Source organism: Undibacterium sp. Ji49W (genome assembly GCF_049340205.1).
Classification (GTDB): domain Bacteria; phylum Pseudomonadota; class Gammaproteobacteria; order Burkholderiales; family Burkholderiaceae_D; genus Undibacterium.
The window spans coordinates 77,308-93,892 of the sequence record NZ_JBMPOW010000005.1 but is presented as its reverse complement, the minus strand read 5'-3'; the positions used below and the strand labels follow the sequence as shown (position 1 = coordinate 93,892).

At 54.4% G+C, this 16,585-nt stretch carries 10 protein-coding genes; 2 read left to right on the top strand and 8 right to left on the bottom strand.

Translation table 11 applies throughout. The annotated features are described in order from the left end of the window. Positions 1–156 precede the first annotated feature (156 nt). Positions 157–1,377: a urate hydroxylase PuuD gene (locus tag ACO0LK_RS07670; RefSeq protein WP_422973759.1), complete on the top strand. Its 1,221-nt coding sequence runs from the start codon at positions 157–159 to the stop codon at positions 1,375–1,377. Positions 1,378–1,436: 59 nt separating this feature from the next. Beyond that, complete coding sequence (locus ACO0LK_RS07665) at positions 1,437–2,660, top strand: M20 family metallopeptidase (protein ID WP_422973757.1); 1,224 nt, start codon at positions 1,437–1,439, stop codon at positions 2,658–2,660. A gap of 93 nt (positions 2,661–2,753) precedes the next feature. Here the strand turns inward: ACO0LK_RS07665 and ACO0LK_RS07660 are convergent, their stop codons facing one another. From ACO0LK_RS07660 to ACO0LK_RS07625, 8 genes are all read right to left on the bottom strand, one after another. Then, positions 2,754–4,034 carry an aminotransferase class V-fold PLP-dependent enzyme gene (locus tag ACO0LK_RS07660; RefSeq protein WP_422973755.1) on the bottom strand — a complete coding sequence of 427 codons (1,281 nt, stop codon included), beginning with the start codon at positions 4,032–4,034 and terminating at the stop codon, positions 2,754–2,756. Further along, the gene (locus ACO0LK_RS07655) at positions 4,031–6,427 is read right to left on the bottom strand and encodes a TonB-dependent receptor plug domain-containing protein (protein ID WP_422973753.1); all 2,397 of its coding nucleotides are present in this window, start codon (positions 6,425–6,427) and stop codon (positions 4,031–4,033) included. Before ACO0LK_RS07655 ends, ACO0LK_RS07660 begins: the two co-directional genes overlap by 4 nt. A 1,457-nt stretch (positions 6,428–7,884) precedes the next feature. Continuing rightward, positions 7,885–8,073 carry a 4-oxalocrotonate tautomerase gene (locus ACO0LK_RS07650; RefSeq protein ID WP_422973751.1) on the bottom strand — a complete coding sequence of 63 codons (189 nt, stop codon included), beginning with the start codon at positions 8,071–8,073 and terminating at the stop codon, positions 7,885–7,887. 75 nt (positions 8,074–8,148) lie between these two features. After that, complete coding sequence (guaD, locus tag ACO0LK_RS07645; RefSeq protein ID WP_422973749.1) at positions 8,149–9,480, bottom strand: guanine deaminase; 1,332 nt, start codon at positions 9,478–9,480, stop codon at positions 8,149–8,151. Positions 9,481–9,648: 168 nt separating this feature from the next. After that, on the bottom strand, positions 9,649–10,779 hold the full coding sequence (gene xdhC, locus ACO0LK_RS07640) for a xanthine dehydrogenase accessory protein XdhC (RefSeq protein WP_422973747.1): 1,131 nt from the start codon (positions 10,777–10,779) through the stop codon (positions 9,649–9,651). A 25-nt stretch (positions 10,780–10,804) separates the two neighbouring features. Next, a complete protein-coding gene (xdhB, locus tag ACO0LK_RS07635; protein WP_422973745.1) occupies positions 10,805–13,180 on the bottom strand; it encodes a xanthine dehydrogenase molybdopterin binding subunit in 2,376 nt (791 codons plus the stop codon). A 21-nt stretch (positions 13,181–13,201) separates the two neighbouring features. Continuing rightward, a complete protein-coding gene (gene xdhA / locus ACO0LK_RS07630) occupies positions 13,202–14,677 on the bottom strand; it encodes a xanthine dehydrogenase small subunit (protein ID WP_422973743.1) in 1,476 nt (491 codons plus the stop codon). Positions 14,678–14,964: 287 nt separating this feature from the next. Beyond that, the gene (locus ACO0LK_RS07625; RefSeq protein ID WP_422973741.1) at positions 14,965–16,512 is read right to left on the bottom strand and encodes a S41 family peptidase; all 1,548 of its coding nucleotides are present in this window, start codon (positions 16,510–16,512) and stop codon (positions 14,965–14,967) included. Positions 16,513–16,585 lie beyond the last annotated feature (73 nt).

Below are 16,585 nucleotides of genomic sequence, written 5' to 3'. Positions count from 1 at the left end.
TTTTCGGTGTTAAATTCGTAAACAAAAATGACGTTTCTGGAAGTCATTGTCCTGGTCGCAGCGGAGCTGTCATGGTTCGCGACCACTTTGGGATTTTTTATCCCTCTCGTCTGAAGAGCCCGCGGAGGCAGACGAGCTTCAAACATGAGAGAACACATGGAAGCTTTTTTACTTGCGTATGGCACAGAGTGGCTGAACCTGATCGTGCGCTGGCTGCACCTGATCACCGGCATCGCCTGGATCGGCGCCTCCTTCTACTTCGTCTGGCTGGATAACACCATCCGCCCACCCAAGCCCGGTTCTGATCTGGCCAGCAAGGGCGTTTCCGGCGAACTGTGGGCCGTGCATGGTGGCGGTTTTTATAATCCACAAAAATACCTGGTCGCCCCCAAGGAACTGCCGGAAGAACTGCACTGGTTCAAATGGGAAGCCTATTCCACCTGGCTATCAGGCTTCGCGATGTTGTTTATCGTGTATTACTTCAATGCATCGGCGATGATGATAGACAAGTCTGTCGCCGACCTGTCCAACTGGCAAGCCGTAGGTATAGGTCTGGGCACCCTGCTGGTGGGCTGGACCGTGTACGACCTGTTGTGCCGTTCCCCCCTGGGCAAGCGCGATGGCCTGCTCGGCATCGTCATGTTTGTATTTATTGTTGCCGTGGCCTTCGTATTGTCCAAATTGCTCAGCGGACGTGCTGCCTACATCCATGTCGGTGCCATGATGGGCACGATGATGGTTGGCAATGTGCTCATGCTGATCATCCCCGGCCAGCGCAAGCTGGTCGAAGCCATGAAACAGGGCAAATCGCCAGACCGCATACACGGCCAGAAGGGCAAACAACGCAGCGTCCACAATAATTACTTCACATTGCCGGTGCTGTTCATCATGATCAGCAACCACTATGCGATGACCTATAACCATGCCTATAACTGGCTGGTGCTGGCCGTCATCATGGCTGCGGGCGTGTCCATACGTCATTTTTTCAACCTGCGCCACAAGGGCATTACCAACTGGGCTTACCCTGCCGTTGGCGTGGTCTTGTTGCTGGCAGTAGCGATTGCCATCGCCCCCAAACCACCGGCAGCGCAAGCCGTAGCGACGGCCCCGGATGCCGCAGCAAGCCAGTTTGCCAAAGTACAATCCATCATCAGTCAGCGCTGTGCCACCTGCCACGCGACAGCACCGACACAGCCCGGTTTTGCCGCCGCACCAGCGGGTATCCGGCTCGACACTGCTGAACTGATACATCAGAACGCCGTCAAGGTGAATATGCAAGCTGTGCAGTTAAAAGCCATGCCCATAGGGAATTTGACGCAAATGACTGAAGACGAACGCGCCGTCATCGGTGCCTGGTTTCAGGCCGGTGCCAGATAAGCCCGACAATAAGCCCGGCAATACGTCAGCACAAGTCAGCACAATAGAAAGCAAGCTCAATGAATCACTACCAACAACTCGACGCCTGGATCGACGCCCATTTTGATGAACAGGTTAAATTCCTGCAAGAACTGGTACGCGTGCCCACCGACACCCCGCCCGGCAACAATGCCCCACATGCAGACCGCACTGCCGATCTGTTGCAGGACATGGGTATCACCGCAGAAAAACACGTGGTCCCCGACGGTGAAGTCAAAGCCGCTGGCCTGCAAAGCATTACCAACCTGCTGGTACGCCGTGTGTATGGTCCTGGCAAGACCATCTTGCTGAATGCCCATGGCGATGTAGTGCCACCCGGTGAAGGCTGGACCAAGGCCCCGTATGGCGGTGAAATAGAAAACGGCAACATCTATGGCCGTGCGACTGCTGTCAGCAAATCTGACTTTTCTACCTACACTTTTGCCCTGCGCGCGCTGGAAGCCGTTGTTCAACCCAAGGCAGGTACGCTGGAATTGTTATTTACTTATGATGAAGAATTCGGTGGTGAGGTCGGCCCCGGCTGGATGTTGAAACACAATCTGATCAAGCCTGATCTGATGATCGCCGCCGGTTTTTCTTACCAGGTCATCACTGCCCATAATGGTTGTCTGCAAATGGAAGTGACGGTACACGGCAAGATGGCGCACGCAGCAATCCCGGATTCTGGTGTTGATGCGCTACAGGCTGCTGTCAAGATTCTGAACGCCCTGTATGCGCAAAACACGCTGTACAAACAGGTGACGTCGAAAGTGGAAGGCATTACCCACCCTTACCTGAATGTGGGCACGATAGAAGGCGGTACCAATACCAATGTCATCCCTGGTCGCGTCACTTTCAAGCTGGACCGCCGCATGATCCCGGAAGAAAATCCGGCAGAAGTGGAAGCCACCCTGCGCCAGCTCATCACCGACACCGCCAACGACCTGCCCGGCATCAGCGTCGATATCAAACGCCTGCTGCTGGCCAACTCCATGCGCCCCCTGCCCGGCAATACGCCGCTGGTGGAAGCGATACAAAAGCATGGTGGTGAAGTGTTTGGCGAAGCGATACCTGCATTGGGCACACCGTTATATACCGACGTGCGCCTGTTTTCAGAAGTGGGTATTCCCGGCGTCATCTATGGTGCGGGACCACGCACGGTGCTGGAGTCGCATGCCAAGCGCGCCGATGAAAGATTGAACCTGGAAGATTTGCGCAAGGCGACCAAGGTGGTAGCGCGCAGTCTGGTGGATTTGCTGGGCTAAGGTAATGGGTGATGGGTGATAGGTGATAATGGAACCCGGCCCTGCGGCCGAGTTCCCTCTCCAGGCTTTGTCCAACACACGAAGCAAAACCAATCAGGCAGCAACAACCTTCAATGCCGCCGCCAGACGATCCATCTGCGCCTCAGAGGTAAAGATGGATGGCGTCACACGCACACAGGCACCAGACGCCAGCCCATTGCGCATGACCGTGAACACCTGATGTTCTTGCAGCAATCGCTTCGCCAGGGTGACATTATCAGCCACAGAGTGACGTCCACGCAGGCGGAACGATGCAATCGCGCTGGTCAGGCGCGGATCGGATGAGGCCAGTAGATCGATACCGGCTATCCCTCGCACTGCATCCACCCAGCGGTTACGCAGGCGGTGCAGCCTGGCCTGCTTGTTGACGACACCGATCTCATCATGCAGGGAAAATGCTGCTGGCAAACTAAGGTAAGCCGCAAAGTTGATGGTACCGGTATGCACACGGGTATTGATATCGTCGCCATTGGTCTCGCCCATGTAAGGGTCAATATCGCGTACCCGGCCACGCCTGATATACACCGCGCCTACGCCTACCGGTGCACCTATCCATTTATGCAGATTTATTCCAACAAAATCGGCCTGAAGATCAGGGATACGCATGTCCAGCTGGCCGAAACCGTGCGCTGTATCAACAATGGTGTCAATGCCACGCTCGCGTGCCATGCGGCTGATCTCGGCCACCGGCAGCACCATGCCGTTGCGATGATTGACATGCGTCAGCAGCATCATGCGCAGTTTTGGGTAGCGCGCCATCGCCTGGGCATAGCAATCAATCAGCGACTGATACGTGGCCGGCTCCGGCATGGAAATCGACACGACCTCGACGCCACGTCTTTCCTTCAGCCAGTGCATGCCCTTGATCATGTTGTCGTAATCGACATCGGCACATAACACCACATCACCAGGACGCAAGCGATTGTAACCACCTATCAGTGCCAGCAAGGCTTCGGTGGCACCGCGCGTGAAGACGATTTCATCAGTGCCGACACCCAGCGCTGCAGCAGTCCTGGCGCGCGCTGCTTCAAAGTCGGCAGGAAACTGTGCCCGGCCATAATAGGCGTTGCTGCGATTGACGCTGGCGGTGTGACGCTGGTAGGTTTCCAGCACGGGCCGTGCCATTGATCCCCAATAACCATTGTCAAGCATCACCACTTCGTCAGTGATGTCGTACATGGACGCAACGGCATTCCAGTAAGCGGCATCGGTCGCCAGTGCCGTTGGCAACAGCGCCGGGCGCGACGGCATTGCTGCCTGCGCGCTGGCCGGTACCAGTGGCATCAAAGCTGCGGCGCGCAGCCAGGCGCGACGTTTTGGATCAGGCTGTTTCAAAACTTCACCGTATAGTCGATGTAAAGATTGCGACCATCTGTATCGTAAGGTGCGTTGCGCGAGTAAATCAGGCCACGGCTGGCCTGAAACACGGCTTCGTCCGGATACTTGTTGAATACATTGTCAATACCGAAACGCAGCGACTGCTTGGGCGTGATCTTGTAGCTGCCCGCCAGGTCAAAGAAATGCATCGCACCAAAACGCTGGAAGATGTCACCAGTGGCATTACCTGTGCTGTCAGTCCAGGCACCATAATAGCGCACCCGCGCCAAAGCACTCCATGAATTGGTATCATAAGTGGTGCTCAGTGTTGCCTTCTGGCGCGGCAGGCGTTCTTCGAATATGGTGCGCTGGCTGCTGTTGGTGGCAATACTCGATCTGCCACCATCAACTGTGGTACGGTTGTAATTGTATGCCAGCGTGAAGTTCAGTTTGTCTCTACCAATCAGCGTCAGGTAATTGCCAACCACGTCGATACCGCGTGTAGTGGTGTCGAAATCATTGGTGAAGTAGTTAATGGATGTATAGCGCAAGGGATTGGCAACACCTGCCGGTACTGCAAACGATGCCGATGTACTGAAGCGGTCACTCAGTTTGATGTCATAAAAATCGACCGAACCAGACAGACCCAGTGCCGTCTTCCACGTTACACCCAGTGACAGGTTTTTCGATTCTTCCGGCTTGAGCGGCTTGGCACCGAGGGCGATGGCCAACGGATCGGTATTCGATAAACGGCCACTGGTGAACACCAGCAAGGTCTTGGTATCGAGACCCTGCGTAGTGCTGTTGGTGTTGAGTTGCCCGGGTGTAGGAGCACGGAAACCAGTCGAGTAAGAACCACGAATGGCGAAGTCGGGTGTCACTGCATAACGTGCCGACAGTTTGCCATTGGTGGTATTACCAAATTCAGAAAAATTTTCATAACGCAATGCTGCACCGAGAGTGAAGCTTTTGCTCACGGGTGCTTCGATATCAAGGTAAGCCGCATAACTGTCCTGACCCCATTTGCCAGCCTGACGATCACTAAAGCCTGGTGCGCCGTTGGAGTTGGCATCCAGACCAATCGCAGCACCCGGACCTACGGTGTACGAGGCGACATCACCGGCGCGTACTTTGTAGGTTTCATTACGGAACTCGGCACCAAAGGCAAGGTTGACAGGCTGCGCCAGTGCTGCCATGCGCCATTCGTAATTGAAATTGGCATTGAGCAGTTTTTCTTCCTGCGTCAGGCGCCCCAGGTAAAATGCAGTCGGGCTGAGTGGCCCCATGGAGGCATTGATGGAATTGCTCATGCTGTAGTCGATGGCATTGCGGCCATAAGAAGCACTGACATCCCACGCCAGCTCATCACTGAAACGGCCACGCAGGCCGGCGAGCAAATGCACATCGTTTTGCTCATTGCTGTACTGCGGGCTAAAGCCAGTTGGATAAATGCTGCGTACATCCCAGCCTGGAAACACCGTACTGGTTTTGTACACCGTGGTGCTGGTATCCGGATTACGCCAATTGAAGTCGGACGTGCCATCGCTATGTGCCAGCAGACCGTAGCTATACAACACGGTTTCACCGCCCAGATTGAAGCTGGAGTTATAACCTATACGCTGACTCTTGAGGTCAGGCTGGCCCCAGCGCTGTACAGGATTTGGCACCTTCAATTCGGGATGCGCTGCCTGCAATGCAATCGCATCCGCACGCTGGCGGGTACGCGAGGTTGGGTCAGATTGCATGGCTTCGGCAAACACCAGCACGCGGTTATCTCCGAATGCAAAGCCATGCTTGAAACGCACTTCATTGGACTTGCCGTCACCTTCGCCATATTGTGAATGCTGCGCTGTTATTTCTGTACCCGGCGTATCGTCAAGAATGATATTGATGACGCCAGCGATGGCATCTGAACCATACTGTGCCGATGCGCCATCACGCAATACCTCAATACGTTTGATCGCACTGGTCGGTATCTGCGCCAGATCAGCCGCCTGTGCCCCGCGTGAACCAAGCAGCGCACTGCGGTGGAAACGGCGACCATTGACCAGCACCAGCGTCTGGTCCGGCGACAGCCCACGCAGGGTAGCTGGACGCACGAATACCTGGCCATCAGCCATAGGCAAACGCTGCACCACGTAGGATGGCACCAGTTGTGCCAGTACATCGTTCAGATCCGACGATTCGACGGAAGCAATATCTTCACGGCTGAAGACATCGACCGGTGCCAGCGTATCAAACTGGGTACGGTTACTGACCCGTGTACCGGTCACGACCACCGCTTGCGGCGTATCAGTGGCACTGGCAATTTGTGCAGCTTGCGCGGAGGTATTCTGTGCATGAGCATTGATCAATGCATTGCAGGCGCAAAACGCTGCGGCGCTGGCAATTTGGCTACGTTTGATGTTCATCGGTACTTTTCAGGTATGGTAAGAATCGGCGACAATTTCCATGAGACTTGTTCAATGAATTTTTTTCAATGAAATATTTATTCGTGGAAATAAACTGCCGAGAGCTTAACGAGTCTGTGTGACAGTGTTATTACCGCAGTCAAGTGGCCTGTCGGGGTGTCGGTGGATCTGTAGGGAGCATAATGATGCCGCACGTTTGAATTGTCGTAGACACTTAGCGGCAATCACCATGTCGTCGCTCCAGCGAAGGCTGGAATCTACCGGACTGGCGCTCCAGTGGGGTTCGTTGCATGCTTGAGTCGTTATTAAAGCGATTGCCCTTCGTAGAAGCGAATTTGATCCCGGTCAATCAACGGCAATCATAAATTCGTCGCTCCAGCGAAGGCTGGAGCCTAGCGGCGTTCGTTGTGTGCCGTACTTGTCTGTCGTGGCATACCGTGCTGTTGATTAAAGCGATTGCCCTTCGCAGAAGCGAATTTGATTCCGGTCGATCAACGGCAATCATAAATTCGTCGCTCCAGCGTAGGCTGGAGCCTAGCGGCGTTCGTTGTCTGCCGTACTTTGATTAAAAGATTGCCCTCCGTGGACACAAGCCGGGTCTCGGCCCGGCGGCCGAAATACTTTCTTTGCTTCGCCAAAGAACGTATTCAAAGAAAGGCGACCGCAGACTCGCCCTTCGGGTGCTTACGCTACGCTTCAGCATAATTTGTGCATCACAAAAAATGGGAAAGCTTCGAAACTCGCTTCGCTCAAACACGAAGCTTTCTGATCCATTTTCTGTGATGCACAAATTACATCGTCCCAAGCGGATTGACGTCAAAAACAACTACAACTTCAACAACAACTCCAAAATCAAGAACAACAACAAAGTCAAAACCAGCGTCAATACATCCTCATTCATATTTATTTGAATGCCGTCAATTAACGATTGTGTGGGGGTTGTAGTTGTTTTTGACGTTGGGGTTGTTGTTGCTTTTGACTCTGCTTTTGAACTTAATCCGCTTGGGACGAAGCCATTTGTGTAGTGCAGAAAATGGAAAAAGAAGGTCCGATGTTTGAGGTGTAGCAGGGGTTTCGTGGTGCATGCACCACGCCTGCGTAACGGCAATCGCCTGCAAGCGATTGTGCGCCCTGCAAGGGAAGCGAGTTGCGGACCTTCCCATTTTTTGCACTACATAAATGGGCACTCCCGTAGGGAGCGAGTCTGCGGTCGCCTTTCTTTGATTCCTTTCTTTGGCGAAGCAAAGAAAGGAATTCGGCCGCCGGGCCGAGACCCGGCTTGCGTCTACGAAGGGCAATCTTTTAATCAAAGTACGGCATGCAACAAACGCCTCTGGGCTCCAGCCTTCGCTGGAGCGACGAATTTGTGATTGCCGTTGATCAACCGGGATCAAATTCGCGTCTGCGAAGAACAATCATTTCAATCAGAACACTGCTCAAGAAAAAGAAACCACCCCTCACTTCTTGTCAGCCCACAAAATCCCCCCTGACGCCCAATCCTCCCGCTTCACTTCCTGGATAACAATATCCACCGCCTCTGCCGAACAACCCAAAGTCTGGCAACTGGCTTCGGTCACTGCTTTGACAAAGGCACGCTTTTGTTCCAGCGTGCGGCCTTCAAACATTTGTACATTGATGGTGGGCATGATGTGTCCTTATGAAAATACGGGCGATTCAAATTGATGCAGTAGCCAGTATCATATGTCAGTTGCAGCAGGATTTCACGCCTGGCGTTGATGCACGCATTTGCCCGCTGCATAGGTTGCCAGTACAGTGCGGTCATCGCCCAGCAAGGCCAGTGCAAACAATAATTCATCCAGACTTTCTGTATGACTTGTACGACGTGCCAGCAAGGGTGTGGCTTGTGGGTCGAGGACGATGAAATCGGCTTCGGCGTCCTTGACGAAATTGCCTATCGTGCCTTCCAGTTGCATGCTGCGGGCACCGCCTAATGTCGCCAGATAAAACATGCGCAAGGCAGGCAGATATGTGCCACCAAGGCGTGCCATTTTATAGGCTTCATTCATGGTGCGCAGCATGGAGAATGAAGTGCCGCCCCCCACATCGGTTGCCAGTGACAGGCTGACCTGCTGGGCATCGGCGCGTTCGAAATTGAACAGGCCACTACCGAGAAAGAGATTCGAGGTCGGGCACATCGCCACTGCCGATTGTGTTTCTGCCATGCGCGCGCGGTCTGCATCATCCAGCCAAATGCAATGTCCGTACATGGCGCGTGGACGCAGCATGCCGTATTGGTCGTACACATCCAGATAACTGCGGGCCTTGGGGTACAAGGCTTTGACCCAGGCCACTTCGTCGGCATTTTCTGCCACATGGGTCTGCAGGAAGGCGTCGGGATAGGCTTGTGCCAGTTCACCGGCCAGTTGCATTTGCGCGTCGCTGGACGTTGGTGCAAAACGCGGCGTGATCGCATATAACTGGCGGCCGCGTTTATGCCATTTCTTGAGCAGGGTCTCGCTGTCGCGTATGCCGCCTTCTGCGGTATCGCGTAAAAATTCGGGGCAATGCCTGTCCATCAGCACCTTGCCGGCCACCATGCGCAGATTGCGGGCTTCACTTTCGGTGAAGAAGGCTTCGACAGATTCCGGATGCACGGTGCAATACACCATGGCGGTAGTGGTACCGCTGCGCAGCAGTTCGTCAAGGAAGAAGCGTGCCACATCGGCGCTGTGATTGATGTCGCCGAACTGGCGTTCAGTCGGGAAGGTATACGTCTCCAGCCAGGGCAGCAAACCCGGTGCCGGCGAGGCAATCATGTCTGTTTGTGGATAGTGGATATGGGTATCAATAAAACCCGGCACGATGAGCTTGCCACGGTAATCAATAATTTCTGTTCCTGCGGGCAGGCTGGCATGCAATTGTGCATAGTCGCCGGCGGCATGAATTTTTCCCTCGTTCACAATTAACAGGCCGTCTTCATGCCAGGCACAGGCCTTTTCATGAAAAGCCGGATCTTGCTGAAAATGCAGCACACTGGCGCGGTAGGCTTGCAGGCCGGGCTGGTGCAGGCTGTCTGGTGAAATGGTGCTCATAAAATGCTACTCATGCTGTGGTCTTTTCTGAAATCTTGTCTTGCAGGCGCAATCAAACCAGACTGCTGCTTATCAAACAATCACGTAATCAAGCAATCAGGCAAACTGATCTGGTATCACATTCGCAGTTAGTTGTGTAATTGGGTGCTAAGCGCTAACAGCGAGAGTTTAACGCTTAGCCAGCAAGTGGCACGTATCTGGGGCCAGTTTTTCTGTATTTGCTACGGAGAGATGCTGGCCAACCTGCGCATCTGCGCGCGCAAGCATACGGCCAAGTTCATTTTGTTGGCGGATTTCGTGCTCTTCCCATACCTGCAAGAGCTGGGCCACCACCGATGCCGCAATCACGGCTGGTTGCTTGCCGTGGATGCCGGGCAAGCCTATGGGGCAGACCATGTCATCCAGCCATGCGGCCGGTATGCCGCGTTCCAGCAGGCGGCGTTCAAACTGCACGCGCTTGGTTTGTGAACCGATGAGACCAAACCAGCTCGCGTCATGACGTCGCAAAATATGTTCGGACAGTTTTTGATCCAGCCCATGACTATGCGTCATGACCAGGAAGGATGTGCCTGGTGCAGCAGCAGCGATCAATGCTTCTGGCGTATCGGTCGCTTCGACCGTGACATTCGCCGCCAGCCTGGTCGGGAACATATCTTCCCTTTCATCCACCCAGGTGATACGGCAAGGCAGATCTGCCAGGGCACGCACAATGGCCGCACCGACATGGCCGGCACCAAACAACATCAGGTGGGCGCGGTAGGCCAGGCAAGAATCCAGCAACCAGCGCTGCCCTGCCGTGTCAGTCAAGACCTGGCAGGGTGTCTGTAGATCGATTTGCAAGGGCAGGTCAGCAGGCCAGGCCGGGCCAGCCAGATGCTTGCCATCGGCATCACATAGCGTCGGTGGCAGGTCGCTGTCCAGCGCCAGTAAACGCCAGCTATCCTGCCCCAGGCGCCAGCGCTGGTTCAGCTTGTTCAGGTACGTCAGGCTATCAGCCTGCACGCGTTCAAATGCCAGATGCACAATCCCACCGCAACACTGACCCAGACTGGGGCCAAGCGGAAACCGTTCAAGGCGGCGTTGTGCGGCCAGCTCAGATTCTGGCATGGCCAACATGCTGCGGGCAATTTCTGTCGCCTTCATTTCCAGATGACCACCACCTATGGTGTCAAACAATTCGTCCGCCGTGACCAGCATCCTGGCCCCCGGTTCACGCGGACCAGAACCCAATACCCTGGCAACTGTCACCAGAATCTTTGGTGCAGGCTGGCTGGCAATAGCGTTTAACCAATGGTACATGGCAGGCTCACTCTGGTTTCACGGTTCAGGCTGTCTGCACGGCCGCAGCCATGCTCTCGACAGAGTTAATGGCATTCAGGATTGCTTCGCTGGTTGCCGGTGCATTCAGCGGCGGGTTATGGCGATATCCGGCAACGCTGGCAATCGCATCCCGTATCGCAAAAAATACCGAGAACGGCAACAACAACGGTGGTTCACCCACGGCCTTGGACCTGTGTATGCTGTCCTGCACATTCCTGTTCTTGTACAGGCTGACGCGGAAATCTTCAGGACAATCCGATATCGCCGGTATCTTGTACGTCGAAGGCGCATGCGTCATCAGTTTGCCGCCCTTGTTCCACCACAATTCTTCCGTCGTCAGCCAACCCATGCCCTGGATGAAAGCGCCTTCGACCTGGCCGATATCGATAGCAGGATTGAGTGAATTACCGGCGTCGTACAGTGCATCGGCACGCAAGAGTTTCCATTCGCCGGTCAGGGTATCGACGATGACTTCGGATACCGAAGCACCATAGGCAAAATAAGAAAAAGGATTGCCGCTCATGGTTTTTGGGTCCCAATGCAGGCCGGGTGTCGCATAAAAACCGTCAGACCACAATTGCACCCGCGCCAGGTAAGCTTTTTGTACCAGTGCTTCAAACGGAATATCCAGACCATTGACGCTGACCAGGCCCGCTGCAAAGCGCACGTCCGCCGGTTCACCGCCATAGGTTTTCACTGCAAATTCTGCCAGGCGCTGGCGCAGGGTATGCGCGGCATTTTGTGCCGCCTTGCCGTTCAGGTCGGCACCGGTAGACGCTGCGGTGGCCGAAGTATTGGCGACCTTGCTGGTATCGGTGGCGGTAGCGCGCACCTTGTCCAGGTTCAGCCCCAGTTCATGCGCCACCACCTGACATACCTTGGTATTCACGCCCTGCCCCATTTCACAACCACCATGGTTCACCAGCACCGAGCCATCGGTATAGATGTGCACCAGTGCACCGGCCTGGTTCAGATGGGTGACGTTGAAGGCAATGCCAAACTTGACCGGTGTAAAGGCCAGGCCTTTCTTCAATACCGGACTATGGGCATTGAAGGCTTTGATGTCGGCACGGCGCTGCTGATAATCGCTACTGATTTCCAGTTCAGCCGTCAGTTCATGAATGATGTTATCAACGATGGTCTGCCCATATTGGGTGACATTGCGGCCTTCGGCATCGTTACGGCCATAGAAATTGATTTTGCGGATATCGAGCGCATCCCTGTTCAGGTTGCGGGCGATTTCATCGATGATGTATTCAATCGCTATCGCACCCTGCGGGCCACCAAAACCACGGAAAGCAGTGTTCGACTGGGTATTGGTCTTGCCGCACATGGCGCGGATATCCACATCACCCAGATAGTAGGTATTATCGAAATGGCAGACGGCACGGGTGGCCACCGGGGCCGACAGATCAGCAGAAAAACCGGCACGTGACACCATTTCGACTCTGGCAGCAATGATACGGCCCTCGTCGTCATGACCGACTTCATATTCATAGTAAAAACAATGACGCTTGCCGGTGACCATCATGTCGTCGTCACGGTCGGCACGCAGTTTAACTGGCCGCTTCAGATGGGCGGCAGAAATTGCCGCCGCCGCTGCCCACAGTGCAGACTGTGATTCCTTGCCACCAAAACCACCACCCATGCGACGGCATTCAACCACGATGTTATGGCTGTGTACACCCAGCGCATGCGCAACCACGTGCTGCATTTCGCTGGGATGCTGGGTAGAACACAAGACCAGCATGCCTCTGTCTTCTTTGGGTATCGCGTAAGAAATCTGGCCTTCGAGATAAAACTGTTCTTGCCCGCCCACATACAGTTCCCCCTTGACGTGGCGTGGCGATCTCTCGAACGCTGCCTGCGCATCACCTCGCTGCAAATTCATGGGTGGCACGACGAAAGACTGGGCTTGTCTGGCTTCCTGCGGTGTCAGTATGGCTGGTAATTCTTCATAGACGATTTCGGCCTTGCGCACTGCGCGGCGGGCGTTGTCATGCGTATCAGCGACGACGATGAAAATGGGCTGGCCTACATATTCCACCAAGCCCGCAGACAAGATGGGGTCGTCATGGATGATGGGGCCACAATCATTGGTGCCGGGTATGTCCTTGGCGGTATATACCGCCACCACGCCGCGTGCACTTTTTACTGCATCAAAATTCATGGACAGAATATGTGCATGCGCCTTGCTGGACAAACCCAAAGCTGCATGCAAGGTACCCTGCAATTCGGGGATGTCATCGGTGTAGCGCGCTTCGCCAAGTACATGCAAAACTGCCGATTCATGCGGGTGTGATTTGCCGACTTCGGCCCAGTCTACTTCCGTACCAGCCTGGTTTTTATCTGTCAGAAAAGCTTCAGTTTGGGTATTCATGTTTTCTCCTGAGCTTATAGTTTATTCAGTGACAGATGCAAACACGTTCACGGCCTGCAATGTCAAAGGGGCCGTGGGCCGGGTTTCCAGCCAGAAGCGACGCAAGAGATTTTGCGCAGTCTGCATGCGATAGGTATTGCTGGCGCGCATATCGGTCAGCGGTGTGTAATCCTGTGTCAGCAAAGCCATGGCCTGCTTCAATGTGGCTTCATTCCAGATCTGGCCGTTCAGTGCCGCTTCTGCCAGCGGTGCGCGGCGCGATGTCGCGGCCATGCCACCAAAAGCGATATGTGCATTACGCACGATGTCACCATCCAGCGTGATGGCAAAGGCTGCACAAACGGCAGAGATATCCTGATCATGGCGTTTCGCCAGTTTATAAGTGCGGAATTGCTGCCCGGCTTTTGGCAGAGGGATACGCACGGCTTCGACAAATTCGCCTGGCTGCATATCCTTCTTCATATAGTCGAGATAAAAATCTTGCAGCAAGAGTACGCGCTGGCCATGCACGCTGCGCAAGACGATTTCTGACCCGAGGGCAATCATCCACGGTGCAGAATCGCCAATCGGCGACCCATTGGCGACACTGCCACCCAGAGTGCCGGTATTGCGTATCGATTGCGAGGCAAAGCGCTGCCACATCTCGGTCAGTTCATCCGGATAATGCTGGCAGACAGCGCCATAGGCATCATTCAACGACACGGCAGCCCCTATCTCCAGCTTGCCATTCACCTCGCTGATGTGCTGTAGCTCATCGACTTCGCGCACATAAATGATATTGCCCAAGTCGCGCATTTGCTTGGTGACCCACAGGCCAACATCCGTGGACCCGGCAAGTATGGTCGCCTGTGGCTGCTCGGCGCGCACCTGCGCCAGTTGTTGCAGCGTACGCGGTGCATAGAAAGTCTGGCCATCTGCGCTGTAAGTGAACATCTCACCACGCTGCAAGCCTTGCAGGCCGCTGATGACGGCAGCGCGGTCAAATTTAGCTGCAGGCAACTCACCCATGCGCTTTGCCGCATCAATAATTGGGCGATAACCTGTGCAACGACAGAGGTTACCTGACAGGGTTTCGTCGATTTCCTTACGGCATGGCGGGACTGTGTTGCCTTCTTTTTTCAGGTACAGGCTCCACAGTGACATGGCAAACCCGGGTGTGCAAAAGCCGCATTGCGAGCCATGGCATTCGACCAGTGCTTGCTGCACGGGATGCAAATCTCCATTTTCCTGTTGCAGATCTTCAACGGTAAACACGGCCTTGCCATCCAGCGTCGGCAAGAACTGTATGCAGGAATTGACGGACTGTAATTCCAGCTTGCCCTGTTTCATTTCACCGATGACAACAGTACAGGCACCGCAATCCCCTTCGGCACAACCTTCCTTGGTACCGGTGCAATGGCGGTCTTCGCGCAAATGCTGCAACAGCGTACGTGTCGGTGCCACATCCCCGACCTGCTGGATTTGGCCCTGGAAGTAGAAACGGATGGGGTCAGACATGAATGCTCCAGAATGAAATTCCTATAGGGCGAGGTTAGCATCCACGGGGCAAGCATCCATACGTACAACATGATGTTGACTATCCGCACCCCAAAATATGAGCGCCAGGCGGAAGCAACCGCCAACATTCCGCCGCTAGCCAACTCTAACCAACTTATAACTCAGTTACAAGTATAGGCAGTTTGCCGGTCTTCATCCAAAAGCAGTATTTTTAGTGTTTTATTTAGTGTTTTAATAAGTACCCCATACACTTTCCCCATTCTGGAGCAGCAACAGCGTGCCCGTGTTTAACGTGCAGGATTAATGCCGGACATGTCCCTTTCCATAGTTTTGATGACACGGGCGGCACGGGCGCGCTCACTTTCGCCAGTGATGGCGTCGATTGGCAAATCTGGTGTGATACCCATGACTTCATCGCTGCCGTCGGCGCGCAGGCGTACACAGTCCGGGGCCTGGAAACTCAGTCCGGAATGCGGCAACACAATAGGCCTGATAGCTTGCATATTGCCGCAACCAGACCCACCAGTGACCGTACCTATGGTTTTTATCACCGCATTGTCTTTCATAATGGCAACAAAGGCTTCCGCAGCAGAACCAACGCCACGGTCAGTCAGCACGTAGACCGGGCCGGTCCAACTACCTCTGTACTTGTCCACATTGGCAGCCCAGTACATGCGGCTGGCATAGCTGGTTTCTGTATCCGTTGAGGTTGGCAGATAGGCATACGGGCCACTGGCAAAGCCAACTTTCGCCAGGTTGGCGCACCCGTCTGCCTGCCAAGGTCTTTGTTCTTGCCATACCCAGGACAGGTCGCAGGAACTGGCAGGCATGTCTGCCCGGGCTTTTTCAAACAGGGCGATTGCAGCCTGCATCGTGCTGCGCTGTGCAGTATGGGCAAATTTGCTGTCCTCATATGCCTTGCGCATAGCTTGTAATTCTTCTTCCAGATACGCCTGCGCAATCGGGCCTGCGGCCATCAACAAGGGCGCAGAATATACGGCACGGGATGTAAACAACCTGGCGCTCCAGTCGCCAAAATCATTGCCACCACCATTCCCGCCCACATCAACCAGCACCGCCTGCACACCGGCGGCTTTTATACGGACCAGATGTGCCGCCAAAACCTCAAACCAGGCATCTGCCATTGCATTCCTGAGTTGTTTTGCAGTGATGTTTTGCTTGCCAGCGCTCAGTGTCTTCCAGGCTTGCGCGCACAAGCCCGGATATTCTGCCTCGCGAAAACGCGGAATGCGCACTACCCCCAGTTTGCTGCCCTGTTCCGTGGTGATGATGCCTGCCCGGAAAGCCTGTGTCGCACCATCCGACAACAGGGCAAAGCCTGGCAGGCTTTCCAGCGGCAATGAAAATGGCACGCGGCTGGTAGAGCCGACACCGATGGCTGCACAGGCGTTCTCCACATCCATGTTTTCAATTGCGACGGCGAGCGGTTCACTCTCTGTCGCGTTAGCTGGTGTGGGTGTAGTATTTGAAGAGCGCGTAATCAGGCGTAAATGCCCGTCATGAAAAGCATCGATAAAATTACGCAGTACTGCTTTCGCCTGTTCATCGTTTTCTGCCAGCGCCAGCGCCTTGCGTGTATACGCATCGAGTTGAGGCAGATTGACTTTAGCCTGCGGGCTGGCAAACCATGCCAGATTTGCATACTGCTTTTGCAATTGCTGTTTCAAAAAAACATAATCATCTTGCCAGGCACGGGCATCAAAAGCTGTCACCAGTGGTGCAGCATGCGCAAGGGAACAGCTAGCAGCCATCAAGGCCATAGCCAGAACAAGCTGGCAGGTTTTGTTGGTCTTCGTCAAAATAGTCATCCACATGGCAGTCGTCCCATCAAAAGCCCCTCATGGGGTAACGGAACTTTATAGATAAAATACCTGTCTGTCTTTCCTG

Excerpts from the sequence above, each read along its gene's own strand:
- xdhB (WP_422973745.1), bottom strand. The coding sequence starts at position 13,180 with ATGAATACCCAAACTGAAGCTTTTCTGACAGATAAAAACCAGGCTGGT.
- xdhA (WP_422973743.1), bottom strand. The coding sequence starts at position 14,677 with ATGTCTGACCCCATCCGTTTCTACTTCCAGGGCCAAATCCAGCAGGTC.
- ACO0LK_RS07655 (WP_422973753.1), bottom strand. The coding sequence starts at position 6,427 with ATGAACATCAAACGTAGCCAAATTGCCAGCGCCGCAGCGTTTTGCGCC.
- guaD (WP_422973749.1), bottom strand. The coding sequence starts at position 9,480 with ATGAGCACCATTTCACCAGACAGCCTGCACCAGCCCGGCCTGCAAGCC.
- ACO0LK_RS07650 (WP_422973751.1), bottom strand. The coding sequence starts at position 8,073 with ATGCCCACCATCAATGTACAAATGTTTGAAGGCCGCACGCTGGAACAA.
- ACO0LK_RS07670 (WP_422973759.1), top strand. The coding sequence starts at position 157 with ATGGAAGCTTTTTTACTTGCGTATGGCACAGAGTGGCTGAACCTGATC.
- ACO0LK_RS07625 (WP_422973741.1), bottom strand. The coding sequence starts at position 16,512 with ATGTGGATGACTATTTTGACGAAGACCAACAAAACCTGCCAGCTTGTT.
- xdhC (WP_422973747.1), bottom strand. The coding sequence starts at position 10,779 with ATGTACCATTGGTTAAACGCTATTGCCAGCCAGCCTGCACCAAAGATT.
- ACO0LK_RS07665 (WP_422973757.1), top strand. The coding sequence starts at position 1,437 with ATGAATCACTACCAACAACTCGACGCCTGGATCGACGCCCATTTTGAT.